This is a genomic window from Rhodococcus sp. NPDC060176 (assembly GCF_042728675.1).
Taxonomy (GTDB): Bacteria; Actinomycetota; Actinomycetes; order Mycobacteriales; family Mycobacteriaceae; genus Rhodococcus_F.
In genome coordinates this window covers 315,162-331,287 of record NZ_JBHWYS010000005.1, presented here as the reverse complement: position 1 = coordinate 331,287, position 16,126 = coordinate 315,162, and the positions used below count along the sequence as shown (strand labels likewise).

16 protein-coding genes are annotated in these 16,126 nt (G+C 64.2%); 3 read left to right on the top strand and 13 right to left on the bottom strand.

The window, feature by feature from the left end:
- Positions 1-93: 93 nt before the first annotated feature.
- Genes ACFWEM_RS24115 through ACFWEM_RS24070 form a run of 10 tightly spaced genes read right to left on the bottom strand, consistent with a single transcriptional unit; the run spans position 94 to position 11,132 of the window.
- Entirely contained in the window at positions 94-639 is a 546-nt protein-coding gene (locus ACFWEM_RS24115) for a DUF3558 domain-containing protein (protein ID WP_378537687.1), read from the bottom strand.
- Complete coding sequence (locus ACFWEM_RS24110; protein WP_378537685.1) at positions 636-1,184, bottom strand: DUF3558 domain-containing protein; 549 nt, start codon at positions 1,182-1,184, stop codon at positions 636-638. The genes ACFWEM_RS24115 and ACFWEM_RS24110 overlap by 4 nt, the downstream gene beginning before the upstream one ends.
- 50 nt (positions 1,185-1,234) lie before the next feature.
- Entirely contained in the window at positions 1,235-1,846 is a 612-nt protein-coding gene (locus ACFWEM_RS24105) for a TetR/AcrR family transcriptional regulator (protein WP_378447208.1), read from the bottom strand.
- Positions 1,847-1,888: 42 nt separating this feature from the next.
- Positions 1,889-2,674, bottom strand: coding sequence for an enoyl-CoA hydratase family protein (locus ACFWEM_RS24100; RefSeq protein WP_378537683.1), 786 nt, complete (start codon positions 2,672-2,674; stop codon positions 1,889-1,891).
- A 24-nt stretch (positions 2,675-2,698) separates the two neighbouring features.
- Positions 2,699-3,859: an acyl-CoA dehydrogenase family protein gene (locus ACFWEM_RS24095; RefSeq protein WP_033236424.1), complete on the bottom strand. Its 1,161-nt coding sequence runs from the start codon at positions 3,857-3,859 to the stop codon at positions 2,699-2,701.
- The gene (locus ACFWEM_RS24090) at positions 3,859-5,844 is read right to left on the bottom strand and encodes an acetyl/propionyl/methylcrotonyl-CoA carboxylase subunit alpha (protein ID WP_378537681.1); all 1,986 of its coding nucleotides are present in this window, start codon (positions 5,842-5,844) and stop codon (positions 3,859-3,861) included. Before ACFWEM_RS24090 ends, ACFWEM_RS24095 begins: the two co-directional genes overlap by 1 nt.
- 8 nt (positions 5,845-5,852) lie before the next feature.
- Positions 5,853-7,451 (bottom strand): acyl-CoA carboxylase subunit beta, encoded by a 1,599-nt coding sequence (locus tag ACFWEM_RS24085; protein WP_378447205.1) that lies wholly within the window; start codon positions 7,449-7,451, stop codon positions 5,853-5,855.
- A complete protein-coding gene (locus ACFWEM_RS24080) occupies positions 7,448-8,596 on the bottom strand; it encodes an acyl-CoA dehydrogenase family protein (protein WP_378447204.1) in 1,149 nt (382 codons plus the stop codon). Before ACFWEM_RS24080 ends, ACFWEM_RS24085 begins: the two co-directional genes overlap by 4 nt.
- The gene (locus tag ACFWEM_RS24075; RefSeq protein ID WP_378537678.1) at positions 8,593-10,314 is read right to left on the bottom strand and encodes an acyclic terpene utilization AtuA family protein; all 1,722 of its coding nucleotides are present in this window, start codon (positions 10,312-10,314) and stop codon (positions 8,593-8,595) included. The genes ACFWEM_RS24080 and ACFWEM_RS24075 overlap by 4 nt, the downstream gene beginning before the upstream one ends.
- A complete protein-coding gene (locus ACFWEM_RS24070; RefSeq protein ID WP_378537675.1) occupies positions 10,311-11,132 on the bottom strand; it encodes a TIGR03084 family metal-binding protein in 822 nt (273 codons plus the stop codon). The genes ACFWEM_RS24075 and ACFWEM_RS24070 overlap by 4 nt, the downstream gene beginning before the upstream one ends.
- Positions 11,133-11,257: 125 nt before the next feature.
- On the opposite strand from ACFWEM_RS24070, the gene ACFWEM_RS24065 reads away from it, so the two are divergent.
- The 3 genes from ACFWEM_RS24065 to ACFWEM_RS24055 are packed head-to-tail and all read left to right on the top strand — an operon-like array spanning position 11,258 to position 13,487.
- Entirely contained in the window at positions 11,258-12,058 is an 801-nt protein-coding gene (locus ACFWEM_RS24065; RefSeq protein WP_378537673.1) for a crotonase/enoyl-CoA hydratase family protein, read from the top strand.
- Positions 12,055-12,915, top strand: coding sequence for a DMT family transporter (locus ACFWEM_RS24060; protein ID WP_378537671.1), 861 nt, complete (start codon positions 12,055-12,057; stop codon positions 12,913-12,915). The genes ACFWEM_RS24065 and ACFWEM_RS24060 overlap by 4 nt, the downstream gene beginning before the upstream one ends.
- Before the next feature lie 44 nt (positions 12,916-12,959).
- The gene (locus tag ACFWEM_RS24055; RefSeq protein WP_378537669.1) at positions 12,960-13,487 is read left to right on the top strand and encodes a gamma carbonic anhydrase family protein; all 528 of its coding nucleotides are present in this window, start codon (positions 12,960-12,962) and stop codon (positions 13,485-13,487) included.
- A 40-nt stretch (positions 13,488-13,527) separates the two neighbouring features.
- Here ACFWEM_RS24055 and ACFWEM_RS24050 read toward each other — a convergent pair whose 3' ends face one another.
- The 3 genes from ACFWEM_RS24050 to ACFWEM_RS24040 are packed head-to-tail and all read right to left on the bottom strand — an operon-like array spanning position 13,528 to position 16,089.
- Positions 13,528-14,514 (bottom strand): pirin family protein, encoded by a 987-nt coding sequence (locus tag ACFWEM_RS24050; protein WP_378537667.1) that lies wholly within the window; start codon positions 14,512-14,514, stop codon positions 13,528-13,530.
- 20 nt (positions 14,515-14,534) lie between these two features.
- Complete coding sequence (locus tag ACFWEM_RS24045; protein WP_378537665.1) at positions 14,535-15,008, bottom strand: MarR family winged helix-turn-helix transcriptional regulator; 474 nt, start codon at positions 15,006-15,008, stop codon at positions 14,535-14,537.
- On the bottom strand, positions 14,995-16,089 hold the full coding sequence (locus tag ACFWEM_RS24040; RefSeq protein ID WP_378447196.1) for an LLM class flavin-dependent oxidoreductase: 1,095 nt from the start codon (positions 16,087-16,089) through the stop codon (positions 14,995-14,997). The genes ACFWEM_RS24045 and ACFWEM_RS24040 overlap by 14 nt, the downstream gene beginning before the upstream one ends.
- Positions 16,090-16,126 lie beyond the last annotated feature (37 nt).

Genomic DNA, 16,126 nt, shown 5'->3' with positions numbered 1-16,126 from the left:
CAAGGTCAAAGCGAGGCCACGGTGATAGTGACCTCATGCTCTGACCAGACACTCTGGTCGCATACTCGAACCACGTAGCCGGACCGGTCGCGATCAGATGCTGCGGTTCAACGTCAACCCGCCGAGCTTCGCCGCCGCCTCGCACGGATCCGCTCCGCCTTGCGGCTCGGTGACCCACCACCCGAACACTCCCCCGGCCGGTGCGCTCGCGCTCACCCCGCAACTCTGCGGATCGACCGGCTGGCGAACCTGGAACCCGCTACTGCCGTTGATGTCGATCTTCGCCACCACGTATCCCAGGTGTTCGAAAGCAGCGCGCTCGTGATCGAGAGTGCCCGACTCGAACCAGTTGAAGGTGATCTTGATCGGACCCGCGGCCCCGATGCCGTCCCAGCGGCAGATAGCGCCGAAGAACCCACGCCCGACGGCGTCGGCACCCACGGCGCCGGCGATCTGCTCGTCGGTGACCGCTTCGCATTCTTGGAGGACGTTCGCGAATTCCTGGCTGTCACTACCGCGGTAGCTGCCCTCCGCGCGGGGAGTCCCGGTGACCACCGAGCCGCAGCCCGTGAGTAGAACAATCGACCCCGCCAGGGCGAGTCCGATCCTTGCGCTCTTCAGTGTGCCTTCGAACCTCACTGTGCCCTCGAAACTGTTTTTTCCATCAGATCCCGTGCAACCGTGCACGGATCAGCGGTCGGAGGCAGCAAGCCGTAGGTGATCGACCAGTGCACGAAGTCTCCGCCGAACGCGATACCCAACTCGCACAACGAACCCGCCGTGGACGCGATGAAGCCCTGGTGACCACCGATCGTGATGTCGTCGGCGGGACGTCCGAGAAGGTCGGACCCTGCCCTTTCGCGGCCTATCGGGCTTCCGCGGTACCAGGAGAAACTTACGCTCGGGCCATTCGAACCGGCGACCTCCCACTGGCAACCGACGCCGTTGCGCGTCGTCGTCGCAAAAGTGCCGAGATTGAAGGCGTTGACAACTTCTTCGTCGGTCACCGAGCCGCATTCGGCGAACATCGGACCGGGATCGGTGGGTGCGAGGGCCGGCGAACTGGCGCCGTCGCCCGGCCGGTCGGCGGACCCGTCGTCGGAGCTGCAGCCGACCACCGCCGAGAGCACGGCAGCCGAGACCAATACCGAAGTCCCGATCGAAGTGAGAGTGCGCGCGGCCATGGAGCCGACTGTACTTCTCGGTGGCCCCCGACACACGCCCCGCTACCGATTCAGGGGGTCGTGACCGGTACTCGAACCAGCGTGGAATCCAATTGCGCCGCCCACTGTTTGACCACCTCGGTGCGCCGGCGCGAGTCGTCGGTGAGTACGTCTGCCAACCCTAGCCCTCGGGCGAGGTCCAGTGTCGCCTGTACCAGGCGATGCGTCACCGGATCGGAGTCGTCGACACCCAGACTCTCAACGGCCATGCGGTGCGCGATGCGCCCGAACCGTTCCTCGAGAGGCAGGACGCGGGCACGCAGGTCGGGGTCGGAGGCGGCGGCCGTCCACACCTGCAGTGCTGCCTTGAAGAGGGTCCCGGTGTAGTACTCGACCAGCCGCGAAATGATTGCTTCGGTTCGTCCGGCACCCACCGGAAGGTCGGTCGATTCCTTTCGCGCCTGATCCATCCGGGCGTCGAACATCACCTCGAGCGCCGCGGTGATGAGGTCCTCACGAGTCGGGAAGTGGTGCTGCATCGCACCTCTGGACACCCCGGCACGCTGCGCGACGACGCTCATCGTCGTTGCGCTCCATCCGAGTTCGGCGAGACACTCCACCGTCACTTCGAGCAGGTGGGAGCGCGTGACTCGACTTCGGTCCTGCTTGGGCTCTCGAGTCATCGCGCCGCCATCCTTTCTACCGCTGTGTTCCAGTGCGCAGTTCTACTGCGCCCAGACTGCTGGACGCTTCTGCAAGAAAGACATCATGCCCTCACGAGCCTCGTCAGAGGAAAACAGCCGAGCCGACTGCGCGATCATCTCCTCGCCGTCCCGGTCGAATCCGGCCAGGACCGAACGCGTCGTGATCCACTTCGATTCGGCCAGCCCCTGCGGTGAACATTGGCGCAAGGTGCCGAGCAGTTCGGTGATCGACTCCTCCGTGTCCTGCGACGCGGAGGTGACGAGTCCGATGGATTCGGCCTCGTGCTGGCCGAACTTCTCTCCGGTGAGCAGGTAGCGGCTCGAGGATCGCTGGTCGAGCCTCGGCAGGACCGTGAGCGAAATGATGGATGCTGCCAAACCCAATCGTGATTCCGTCACCGCGAAGGTGCTCGCCGGTCCGGCGACGACGATGTCGCACGCCCCGACAAGACCCATGCCTCCGGCCCGGACGTGACCGTCGATGCGCCCGATCACCGGCTTGGGAAGCTCGAGAATGCTGCGCAAGAGCGTCAGCATCCCCCGGCCGCGCTCCTTGACGGCTTCCTCCGGTGACGCGGACGACCCCGAAGCCTCACTGAGATCGGCTCCCGCACAGAATGTTCCACCGGTGTGGGTGAGCACTACCGCCCGAACCGCTGGATCGGCCGCAGCCGACGTCAACCCCGCCTGCAACTCCGTAACCAACCGCGTCGAAATCGCGTTGCGGTTGTGGGGTGAGTCGAGAGTGATCGTGGCAGCACCGCCTGATACTTCGTACCGTACGTATGGCTTGTCCTGATCCGTCATGAGTCTCCTCTTCAGTAGGACCGTCTAGTAAGACCGCGGCAGACCGAGGGAATGCTGCGAGACGAAGTTGAGGATCATCTCGCGACTGACCGGAGCAACGCGGGCGATACGTGCCGCGCCGAGCATGGCAGCCAGTCCGTATTCCTTCGTCAGACCGGCGCCGCCGTGCGTCTGAATCGCTTGATCGAGTGCCTTGATGCTGGCCTCGGCGGCCGCGTACTTCGCCATGTTCGCGGCTTCGGCAGCACCGAAATCGTCACCGCTGTCGTAGAGCACCGCGGCCTTCTGCATCATCAGCTTGGCGAGTTCGAGTTCGATCTTCACCTGCGCGAGAGGATGCGAAATACCCTGGTGCGCACCGATCGGCGTCTTCCACACCGTTCGCTCGTTGGCGAACTTCACCGCAGCGTTGAGGGCGTAACGGCCCATACCGATCGCCATCGACGCACCCAGAATGCGCTCCGGATTGAGGCCGGCGAACAACTGCATCAAAGCTGCATCAGCTTCGCCGACCAGAGCGTCGGCCGGCAGGCGCACGTCGTCGAGGAACAAGATGAACTGGTGGTCCGGTTCGATGATGTCCATCTCCATCTGCGTCTTCACGAATCCGGGAGAATCCGTGGGGACGATGAACAGAGCGGGCTTGAGCTTGCCGGTCTTGGAGTCCTCGGTGCGCGCAACGATGAGGACCGCATCAGCTTGATCGACGCCCGAGATGTAGATCTTGTTACCGCTCAGGATCCAGTCTTCGCCGTCGCGACGAGCAGTCGTCGTGATCTGGTGAGAGTTGGAACCTGCGTCGGCCTCGGTGATTCCGAACGCCATGATCTTGGAGCCGTCGGCGAGGCTGGGTAGCCACTGCTGCTTCTGCTCCGCAGTGCCGTACTTGCCAATGATGGTGCCGCAGATGGCCGGCGAGACGACAACCAGGAGCAGACCGGCACCCTGCGCTGCCAATTCCTCCTGCACCAGCGCGAGTTCGTAAATGCCGGCACCGCCGCCGCCGTATTCCTCCGGCAGGTTGACGCCCAGGAATCCGAGTTTGCCCGCCTCGTTCCACAATTCGGTGAGCGGCTCACCCTTGCGCGCCTTGGGCAGCACGTAGTCGACGTAGTTGAAGCGCTCACCCAGTTTGGAAACGGATGCCCGCAGTTCCTTCTGCTCTTCGGTTTCGATGAAACTCATCATGCTTCCTCTTCTGTAGCGGGTTCTTCCACACGTGCGAGTACCGATCCGACCTCGACCTGCTGGCCGACTGCGACCGGAAGTTCTACCAGGACACCGGCAGTCGGCGCGGTGACAGTGTGCTCCATCTTCATGGCCTCGAGCCACAGAATCGGCTGGCCGGCAGTGACGGTGTCACCGAGTGCGGCGCCGAGGCGGATGACCGATCCCGGCATCGGAGCGAGCAACGAACCGGCAGCGACTTCCGCCGACGGATCCACGAAGCGCGGTGCTGCCGTCAAGGCGACGGGTCCGAGCGAGGAGTCGACAAAAATCTCACTCGCGTAGGCAGCCACGTCGAACGAACGCCGAACTCCGCTCTGCTCGAGCACGACCCGGGTCGCAGTTGCCGATACCAGGCTCACGTCGTCGAAGCCCTCTGCACTCAGTACGCCGCTTCGACTCAGGGAGTAGCGGACGTCGTAGTCGCCCGACGCAGTGGAATAGCTCTTGCTCTGCGGCTGCGACGGCAGGTTGCGCCACCCACTGGGCAAGCGGCCGATGACGCGGGCCGACGCCCGGTTGTGCGCGGCATCGGCAAGTGCCGCCGCCAGCGCCGAGAGTCTTACGGCGCCGGTGTCGGCCAGAGGTGTTGACAGCTTCTCGAGGTCGTGAGTCTCGAAGAAGGCAGTGTCGGTATCTCCGGCAATGAAGGCCGGATGGGCCAAGACGTTGACGAGCAGGTCGCGGTTGGTACGCAAGCCGTGAATCCTGGTGCGCGCCAGCGTCGATGCGAGCAGCCGCGCAGCTGCCGTTCGCGTCGGCGCGTAGGAGATGACCTTGGCCAGCATCGGGTCGTAATGGACGCCGACGACACTGCCGTCGATGACACCCGAATCGAGGCGAACGCCCTGCTCACGCAGAACACTGAATTCTGCCACGCCACCGGGCAACTCGATGTGGTGAACGGTACCGCTCTGCGGCTGCCAGTTCTTCGCGGGATCTTCGGCGTACAGACGCACCTCGATCGAATGCCCGCGGATCTGCGGCTGCTCGTCTGGGAGCGCGTCACCCGAAGCCACCTGCAATTGCAGCTCCACCAGATCGAGTCCGGTGGTGCATTCGGTGACCGGGTGCTCCACCTGCAAACGGGTATTCATCTCGAGGAAGAAGAAGTCGCCCTTTTCGTCGGCAAGGAACTCGACGGTTCCTGCGCCTTCGTAGCCGATGGCATTGGCGGCAAGCCGCGAGGCGTCGAAGAGCTTGTCGCGCATGGCGGGGATGCGTTGCACGAGCGGCGACGGTGCTTCTTCGACGACCTTCTGGTGCCGACGCTGGATCGAGCACTCGCGCTCCCCCACCGCCCACACGCCGCCGTGTCGGTCGGCCATGACCTGAACCTCGATGTGCCGACCGGTCTCGAGGTAGCGCTCGCAGAAGACCGTCGGGTCGCCGAATGCGGACTGCGCCTCCCGCCGAGCCGCTTCCAGTTCGCCATCCAGCGAAGATAATTCACGAACGACACGCATTCCGCGTCCACCGCCACCGGCCGATGCCTTGATCAGCACCGGCAGATGAGCTTCGGTCACCGCGGCGGGATCGAGTTCGGAAAGTACCGGAACTCCGGCGGCGTCCATGATCTTCTTGGACTCGACCTTCGAACCCATGAGCTCGATGGATTCGACGGGCGGGCCGATCCACGTCAGTCCCGCGTCGATGACGCTGCGCGCGAACTCCGCGTTCTCGGAGAGGAATCCGTAGCCGGGATGAATCGCGTCAGCGCCCGAAGCCTTGGCGGCGGCGATGATGAGCTCACCCCGCAGGTACGTCTCGGCAGGTGTGTTACCCGGCAGCCGAACCGAGGCGTCGGCTTCGGCGACGTGGGGGCTGTCGGCATCTGCGTCGGAAAACACCGCGACCGTGCCGATTCCGTTCTTGCGGCAGGTCGCAAAGACACGGCGGGCGATTTCGCCACGATTGGCGACCAGTACTGAAGTGATTGTCACGGCGTGCCTCACATACGGAAGACGCCGAAGTTCTCGGTGCCTTCGATCGGGGCGGTGGCAATGGCCGACAGGCACATTCCCACCACGGTGCGGGTGTCTCGGGGGTCGATGACGCCGTCGTCGTAAAGACGCCCGGACAAGAACATCGGAAGTGACTCGGCCTCGATCTGGTTCTCGATCATCGCGCGCATGCCGGCATCGGCCTGCTCGTCGAAGACCTGGCCACGCGCCTCGGCGGCAGCGCGTCCCACGATGGAGATGACTCCGGCGAGTTGCGCACCGCCCATGACCGCGGACTTGGAACTGGGCCAGGCGAAGAGGAATCGCGGATCGAACGCGCGCCCGCACATGCCGTAGTGACCAGCGCCGTACGACGCTCCGAGCAGGATGGAGATGTGCGGAACCTTGGAGTTGGCAACCGCATTGATCATCATCGATCCGTGCTTGATCATGCCGCCCTCCTCGTATTCCTTGCCCACCATGTAGCCGGTGGTGTTGTGCAGGAACAGCAACGGCGTGTTGGAGCGGTTGGCCAGCTGGATGAACTGTGTGGCCTTCTGGGATTCCTCACTGAAGAGAACTCCACGGGCGTTCGCCAGGATGCCGATCGGGTAGCCGTTCAGCTCCGCCCAGCCGGTCACGAGAGACGACCCGTAGAGCGGTTTGAACTCGTCGAAGTCGGAACCGTCGACGATGCGAGCGATGACCTCACGCGGATCGAAAGGAATCTTCAGGTCGGCGGGAACGATGCCGAGCAACTCTTCCGGATCCTCGAGCGGTTCGATGATCTCGGCGCGAGGCGCCGGCCCCTTCTTGGTCCAGTTGAGTCGCTTGACGATCGAGCGCCCGATGCGGATCGCGTCCTGCTCGTCAGCGGCGAAGTAGTCGGCCAGTCCGGACTTGCGCGCGTGCATTTCGGCGCCGCCGAGTGCCTCGTCGTCGGATTCCTCACCGGTGGCCATCTTGACCAGCGGCGGGCCCGCGAGAAACACCTTGGAGCGTTCCTTGATCATCACGACGTGGTCGGACATGCCGGGGATGTACGCACCGCCGGCCGTCGAGTTGCCGAAGACCAGTGCGATGGTGGGGATTCCGGCGGCGGAGAGCTGCGTGAGGTCACGGAACATACGCCCACCCGGGATGAACACCTCCTTCTGCGTCGGCAAATCTGCGCCGCCGGACTCGACCAGGGAGATCACCGGCAGGCGGTTCTGCATGGCGATGTCGTTGGCGCGGAAACCCTTACGAAGCGTCCACGGGTTGCTGGTGCCGCCGCGCACGGTGGGATCGTTGGCGACGATCAGGCATTCGACGCCTTCGACGACGCCGATACCGACCACGGTGCTGGCGCCGACCGGGAAATCGCTTCCCCAGGCGGCGAGGGGGCACACCTCGAGGAACGGTGAATCCTGATCGAGGAGAAGTTCGATCCGTTCACGCGCCAAGAGCTTTCCCCGCTTGTGGTGCCGCTCGGTGTACTTCTCGCCACCACCGGCCAGCGCCTTGGCGTGCTCGACCTCGATCTCGGCGAGCTTGGTGTTCATGGTCGAGGTTGCGGTCTTGTAGACCTCGGAATTGGTGTCCAGTGTGGACCGGATGACACTCATGACTGATACCCCAATCGCTTGGCTGCGAGGCCGGTGAGGATTTCGGTGGTACCGCCACCGATTCCCAGAATTCGCATGTCCCGGTACTGCCTCTCCACTTCACTTTCCTGCATGTAGCCGAGGCCACCGAACAGCTGAACCGCTTGGTTGGCAACCCATTCACCGGTTTCGACGGCCGTGTTCTTGGCGAAGCACACCTCGGCGATCAGATCTCCGTCACCGGCCATGTAACGCTCGATCACCGAGTGCGTGTACACCTTGGCCACATCGATCTTGCGGGCCATCTCGGTCACGGTGTTCTGCACTGCCTGGCGGCTGATCAGGGGGCGGCCGAACGTCTCACGGGCACGGCACCATTCGAGGGTCAATTCCAGGCATCGCTCCGCGCTGGCATACGCCTGCGCGGCGAGGGCGACACGCTCGGAGACGAATGCCTGCGCGATCTGCGCGAAGCCGCTGTTCTCGGCCCCGACCAGATTCTCCACCGGAACCCTTGCGTCGACAAACGACAGTTCCGCGGTATCGGACGCGCGCCACCCCATCTTCTCGAGCTTGCGCGACACCGTGAATCCCGGTGTGCCCTTCTCGATCACGAGCAGCGAGACGCCACCGGCTCCGGAGCCGCCGGTGCGCACCGCGGTGACGACGAAGTCGGCGCGAACCCCGGAGGTGATGAACGTCTTTGCGCCGTTGACGACGTAATGGTCGCCGTCGCGCTTGGCTGTGGTTGTCAGGTGTCCGACGTCGCTGCCACCGCCCGGTTCGGTGATGGCGAGCGAGCCGATCTTCTCCCCGCGCAGCGTCGGCTTGACCCACTTCTCGATCTGCGCCTCGTCGCCGGCCGCAATGAGGTGCGGCACCGCGATGCCGCAGGTGAACAGCGATGCGAACAGCCCGCCCGACGCACCGGCCTGATGCATCTCCTCACAGATCACGATGGAGTCGACGGCGTCACCGCCTTCACCGCCTGCAGATTCGGGAGCACTGGCCCCGAGCAGACCCAGAGCACCTGCCTTGCGGTGCAATTCGCGCGGAATCTCACCGTCACGCTCCCACTGCGTCAGGTGCGGCAAAATCTCCTGGTTCACGAATCCGCGTACGGTCTCGCGAAGCGCAAGCCTTTCCGGTGTGGTCCACACGGTCACCGTGAATCCTCTTTCTCGTCAGTTGCGGGGAGTAGCGAAATCGGGATGTCGATGTGGCGCGAGCGCAACCATTCGCCAATTCCCTTGGCTTGCGGATCGAACCGCGCCTGCGAGGCCACACCCTGACCGAGGATTCCCTCGATCACGAAGTTGACGGCACGAAGGTGCGGAAGCTGGTAACGAGTGACGGTCAACTCTGCCGCTTCGGGCAGTAGTTCCTTGAGCTTTTCGACGGTGAGTGTGTGCGCCAACCACTTCCACTGATCGTCCGTGCGAACCCAGACGCCTACGTTGGCGTTTCCACCCTTGTCGCCGCTTCGAGCGCCGGCGATCGTGCCGAGCGGCACCGAGAGCGAAGACTGAGGCGGCAAGGGCTCCGGACGCTCGGGTTCGTCGACAGGTTCGAGGTCCTGCGTCAGCGTGGACGGAGCGATGTCCACACGAGTGCCGTCGGGAAGCACGGCGACGTGAGGCACCGATCCCGCGTCGACGTAGCCGGGGGTGAACACCCCGTACGGTTGGCCGTTGCTCGGCGGTGCCGTCAGCGAGAAGCCGGGGTAGCTGGCAAGTGCCATTTCCACCGCAACCGCGGAGAAAGGGCGACCGATAACCTTGGGATCGGAATCGCGAACCACGCAGCGCAGCAACGCACTCGCAGTTTCTTCGGTATCGGAATCCGGATGATCCGTGCGAGCGAGGGTCCAGACCAGTTCGGCCGGCTTCTTCGTCAGCCAGGATTCGAGTTGCCCCTTTGCCAGATCCGCTTTGGCCTCGATGTCGAGACCGGTGAGGATGAACGTAGCCTCGTTGCGGAACCCGGCCAGTGTGTTCAGCGAGACCTTGTACTGCGGCGGCGGAGCCTCGCCTGTGACACCGCTGATCAGCACCCGATCCGGGCTTTCCTGGGTGAGCACCGCGTTGTCGATGCGAGTGGTCACGTCCGGGCCCGCGTAGCGTCCGCCCGTGATCTCGTACAACAGCTGCGCCGTAACGGTGCCGACGCTCACCTCGCCATCCGTTCCGGCATGCTTGGTGATGACGGACGAGCCGTCCGCGTTGATCTCGGCGATCGGGAAGCCAGGGCGGCCCAGATTGGGAATCTCGGTGAAGAACGCGTAGTTGCCGCCGGTGGCCTGGGTGCCGCACTCGATGACGTGGCCCGCCGCGACAGCACCAGCCAGCTGATCGAAATCATCTCGCTTCCAACCGAAATGGTGGGCGGCCGGACCGACGATCACCGAAGCGTCGGTGACACGTCCGGTGACCACGACATCGGCGTCGGCCGACAATGCTTCGACGATGCCCCAGGCGCCGAGGTACGCGTTGGCCGTCAGCGGGGAGCCGAGTCCGAGTTCGTCGGCGCGGGAGACCAGATCGTCACCCTCGACGTGAGCGATCTTCGCGTTCAAACCCAGCTTGGCGTTGACCTCGCGCAGCGCGTCGGCCAGTCCGGCTGGGTTGAGGCCGCCGGCGTTCGCGACGATCTTCACGCCCTTGTCGAGCGCGAGGCCGAGGGTGTCCTCCACCTGCCGCAGGAACGTCTTCGCATAGCCGAGCGACGGGTCCTTCATCCGGTCGCGGCCGAGGATCAACATCGTCAGTTCGGCAAGGTAGTCGCCGGTCAGGTAGTCGAGTTCGCCGCCCTCGAGCATCTCGCGCATCGCCGAGACGCGGTCGCCGTAGAAACCGGAACAGTTGCCGATCCGCACCGAACTCATTTGTCCACCTTCGATTCTCGTCCCTCACCGCTGGATCCGACGGCAGCTCGTCCCTCACCGCTGGGCCCCGCAAATGCCTGCGCGAACCCGAGCCACTCGTCCGCGTCGCCGCCGTCGGCGACCAGATCGAGATCGGCGCGGTTGGCGCGCTGAGTGACCAGCAAGCAGAAATCCAACGCCGGCCCCGTCACCTTCTGCGTCGCATCTTCCGGCCCCCAGGTCCAGATCGAGCCGTCGGGCGCCGTCAACTCAACCCGGAAATCCTCGGCGGGTGGCGTCTTCTCGTTGACCGAGTACGCGAAGTTCCGCGTGCGGACACCCAGGTGAGCGATGTTCTTGATGCGCGACGTCGGAACTCGTTCGGCGCCAAGAGCGTCGGCGACGTCCTGTCCGTGTGCCCACGTCTCCATCAACCGCGCAGTTGCCATGGAGACACCGCCCATGGGCGGGCCGTACCAGGGGAACTTGGTGCCGGCCGGGGCAGCGGTGAGCGCCTCGACGAGAGCAGTGCGCCCCGCCCGCCAATCGGCGAGCAACTCTGCGGGCGGCCGGGCGGCCTGCTCGGCAGCGCCGTCGTCGACGAACCCCGCCGGATTCACGAACGCCGCCTTCAACTGCTCCGCGAACCCGTCCGGGTCGGTGATCGCCAGGATTGCTGCACTGTCCGTCCAGTGCAGGTGCCCGATCTGATGGGCGATGGTCCACCCTTCCGCGGGCGTCAATGTCGCCCACTTCTCCTCGGGCAGATCTGCAACCAGGGCGTCGAGGCTCTCGCCTTCGGCCCGCAAGTCATCGATGAACGTCTGAAGTTCGGCCATGCGACCAGCATCACACTCAAGGTTATAAAAATCAAGCACGAATGATTGTTATTGCGAAATCCTGTGGTGAGAGACTGAGCGGAACCGATCACCGACCCTGCACCATCGATCAAACAGGAGCACCCATGAGCGACGCCGTACTCATCTCACGAACCGGCGACGTGGTCACCTGGACCCTCAATCGCCCGGACACCCGCAACGCGATCTCCGAGATCGACATGATCGAGGCCCTCGAAGACGCGGTCACCGCAGTAAACCGAGATCAGAGTGTGCGCGCGGTGATCCTCACCGGAGCCGGGTCGGCCTTCTCCTCCGGCGGCAACGTCAAACACATGCGAGACAAGGAAGGCATGTTCGGTGGCGCTCCCGGCGAGATCCGCCAGGGCTACCGGCACGGGATCCAGCGCATTCCCCTCGCTCTGTACACGTGTGAGGTCCCGACCATCGCAGCCGTCAACGGCCCCGCCATCGGAGCGGGCTGCGACCTCTCACTCATGTGCGACCTCCGCATCGCGTCGACAGCGGCGGTCTTCGCCGAGAGCTTCGTCAAGGTGGGACTCATCCCCGGCGACGGCGGAGCCTGGCTGCTCCCCCGCGCGATCGGCAACGCCCGCGCCGCCGAGATGGCGTTCACCGGCGAACCGATCGACGCGACCAAGGCACTCGACTGGGGGCTGATCTCGCAGGTCACCGATCCCGAAGAATTGCTCTCCGCCGCGCACGCCTTGGCAGCGCGAGTAGCAGCCAATTCCCCGCAGGTACTCCGCATGACCAAGAAACTGCTCCGTGAAGGCCAGCACCAAAGCCTCGAGAGCCTGCTCGAACTCTCCGCCGCCATGCAGTCGATCGCGCATCACACTCGCGATCACCACGAAGCCGTCGCCGCGATGCTCGAACGTCGTAGTCCTGAGTTCACCGGAGAATGAAGACCGGCAGTCAGCTACTGCCGGTCGGTGCAGTCCTCACCTCGATACTTTCGCTCCAATTCGGAGCGGCATTCGCGACGACGCTGTTCTCACAGATCGGGCCGGCCGGAGCGACGACGCTGCGACTGACTATCGCCGCGATCATCCTCGGCGTCATCGTCCGCCCTAGATGGAGCAGGTGGTCGAACCGGCAGCGCAAAGGCATCTTCGCGTTGGGTATCGCGCTGGCCGTCATGAACGGTGCCTTTTACCTCGCCCTCGACACGGTGCCCATCGGCACCGCTGTCACCATCGAGTTCCTCGGACCGTTGACGCTGGCCGCAGTGCTGTCTCGTCGATGGGCCGACGGAGCGTGGGTGCTGCTCGCCTTCGGCGGAGTGCTGCTGCTCGGGTTGGGAGATCACGGCGAATCCGGATTGGACCCGGTCGGGGTGATGTTCGCGTTGATCGCCGCTGCTGCGTGGGCCGGCTACATCGTGGCCGGTTCCCATCTCGCCGCGACCCTCCCGAGCGCCGACGGTTTGGCCGGCGCAAGCATCGTCGCGGCAGTATTGACCCTGCCGTTCGGCCTCGTCTCCGGCGGAAGCGAACTGCTGGATCCGAAGATGCTCGCCGCCGGCGCGGCCGTCGCGATCCTCTCGTCCGTCATCCCCTACAGCCTGGAGATGTGGGCCCTACGCTCGCTGGCCAAGAAGGTCTTTGCCGTCCTCATCGCCCTCGAACCCGCTGCGGCTGCACTGGCCGGAGTTCTCGTGATCGGGCAATCGCTCGACGCCTTCACACTCGTCGCCATCGGACTGGTGGTGACCGCGGGTGTCGGGACTGTTGTCATGAATCGAAAGTCCACGCCGAAATAGTCCAGGTACCGTCAGAGCACGTCATTCCAACGCACAGGAGAACCATGACCAACCCGATCATCGCCACCGTTCTCGGACGCACCCCGAAAATCGACGAAAGCGCGTTCATCGCACCCAACGCCACCGTTGTCGGCGCGGTGACCATCGCTGCGGGCGCCAGCATCTGGTACGGCGCAGTCCTGCGCGGCGACGCCGAATCGATCTCCATCGGCGCTGACACCAACATTCAGGACAACTGCACGGTTCACGCCGACCCGACGTTCCCCGCGGTACTGGGCGAACGAATCTCGGTCGGCCACAACGCGGTGCTGCACGGGTGCACCGTCGAAGACGACGTGCTCGTCGGCATGGGCGCCGTGGTGCTCAACGGCGCGCACATCGGTTCGGGATCGCTGATCGCGGCCGGTGCCGTCGTGTCTCAGGGAATGCAGATCCCGCCCGGATCGCTGGTCGCCGGTGTGCCCGCCAAGGTCAAACGTGAACTCTCCGAAGGCGAAAAGGCCGGTATCATCGCGAACGGCGCCGGCTACCTGATGCTCGCGAAGGCCCACCAGGACATCGAGCAGGCCTGATCGAGACGACGCTCGCGGCCGGTAGCAGCAAGAGCAACGACTAGCCTCGGGGCCGCAACGTACTGTTCGGCAACTCGGGTGCCGGGAGCGCCGGACCGTCGTATCCCGGCACGACGCCGAAACGCTGGTCCGGGACGCTGCCGTCGAATCCGGAGCCAAGCTCGGCCTGCCACTTGCGTCGATACTCGACGATCTCTTCGTGGGTGCGGCCCATGAAGTTCCACCACATGATGACCTGCTCTCCCAACGGTTTACCGCCGAGAAGTAGCAGTCGAGCCGGTTCGGATCCCGGATTACGCAATGTCAGTTTGCCGAAACCCGGTGCTTGATAACCCAACTCGGCCCAGCCGACGGTGGTTCCGCGTAGCACTACCGATCCTTGATCGACGATTACGCCGTGCTCATGTGAACGATCGACGTCGAGGGCGATCTCGGCGCCAGGGTCCAAAATCACCTCGGCGCCCAACAATTCGGTGAACGTCGACACCGGAGATGTGTCACCGGCGAGCGAACCGAGGAACACACTGAGCGTGGCGCCGCCGGTGGTCACCGGCTCGGGCCGGTAGTGAACAAATGCGGGTGCGGTATCGCGTGCCGCATCCGGAAGCGCCACCCACAACTGCATCCCGTGCAGAACCTTGGTGTTCGGCGTCGACACCTCGGAGTGCGCGATCCCACTCCCGGCCGTCATCAAATTCAGTTCACCCGGTCGCACCATCGCATGGGAACCGATGCTGTCACGGTGCTCGATCTCTCCGGTGAACAGCCAACTGACCGTTTGCAATCCAGTGTGCGGATGCGGCGGCACATGCATGCCCGGACCAGAGCCGACGTCATCCGGACCGTAGTGATCGGCAAAACACCACGCTCCGATCAACGAACGCTCGCGTTGTGGGAGGGTGCGTCGTACTCGCATTGCCCGCGGGCCGCCGAGCGGCACGTCGCGCGGGGTGAGAATCTGAATCTCGCTCTCGACCGGATGGCCTTCGCATTCCTGCTCGACGGGTTGCGCTTCGAGATTGCTCATATCGTCCATCCTGCCTCTAGTCATGCCTGCGCGAGACGCAGACGCGTGCACAGTTCGGCCAACAGTCGAAGTTCGTCCGCGTCCAACGCCGGTCCGACGTGGCGGCGAATACTTGCCGCATGACGGCGACCCACTGATTTCTGCAGCGCTGCACCCGCTTCGGTGAGTTGCACGATCGTGCCGCGGCGGTCGAGTGGATCCACGCTTCGGGACACCAAGCCTTCGCCCTCCAGCCGCTCCACCAGGCGACTGAGCGACGGTTGACTCAACAGAATCTCCCGATTCAGGTCATGCAGGCGCAGACAGTTCCGCGGCGCGAGACTGAGCGTGAACAGCACGTCGTACTCGCGCATTGACACCTGATCCCAGACGTCGTCGGCAGAGAGCCGCCGCATCACCGACACCTGGGCGCGAAACAAGGCTTCCCAGGCGTCGGTGGCGAGCTCGGTGGTGCTGACCGGAGCCTCTGGCTGTTGTGCGTCAGGCAGTGACACTGCTTGCCTCACGAGCCGCCTTCATCGACGCGTGAGTAGGCGGGTTGTCCGGCACATGGGCGGGGCGTCTGGCCGCGAACTCACGGCGCAGAACCGGAACAACTTCCTCACCGAGCAGATCGAGCTGCTCGAGCACTGTCTTGAGCGGCAGTCCGGCGTGATCCATCAAGAACAGCTGGCGCTGATAGTCACCGAAGAAATCGGCAAAAGCCAAGGTCTTCTCGATGACCTGTTCGGGGGAACCGACCGTCAGCGGGGTCTGCTCGGTGAACTCCTCGAGGGAAGGTCCATGGCCGTACACCGGGGCATTGTCGAAATACGGACGGAACTCCTTGACCGCGTCCTGACTGTTCTTGCGCATGAAGACCTGACCGCCGAGGCCGACGATCGCCTGATCCGCGGACCCGTGGCCGTAGTGCTCGTAACGCTGGCGATAGAGATTGATCAGCTCGATGTAGTGCTCTTTCGGCCAGAAGATGTTGTTCGCGAAGAATCCGTCGCCGTGATACGCCGCGATCTCCGCGATCTCGGGGCTGCGGATCGACCCGTGCCACACGAACGGAGCGATGCCGTCCAGCGGGCGCGGAGTGGACGTGAATCCCTGCAGCGGTGTGCGGTACTCCCCTTGCCAGTTCACGACCTCCTCGTCCCACAGCCTGCGAAGAAGTTGATAGTTCTCGAGCGCCAACGGGATTCCGGCGCGAATGTCCTTGCCGAACCACGGGTACACCGGCGCGGTGTTTCCGCGTCCCATCATCAGGTCGACGCGCCCCTCGGCGAGGTGCTGGAGCATCGCGTAGTCCTCGGCGATCTTCACCGGGTCGTTGGTGGTGATCAGCGTCGTGGACGTGGACAACGTGATCTTCTCGGTCTGAGCAGCGATGTATCCGAGCATCGTCGTCGGAGACGACGGAACGAACGGCTTGTTGTGATGCTCGCCGGTCGCGAAGACGTCGAGACCGACTTCCTCTGCGTGCTTGGCGATGGTCGTCATGGCCTTGATGCGATCGTGCTCGGTGGGCGTGACCCCGGTCGTGGGATCGGTGGTGACGTCGCCGACCGTGAAGATTCCGAACTGCATGGTTGCTCCTCCGCGAACTAGATCCATGCGTTTGCAT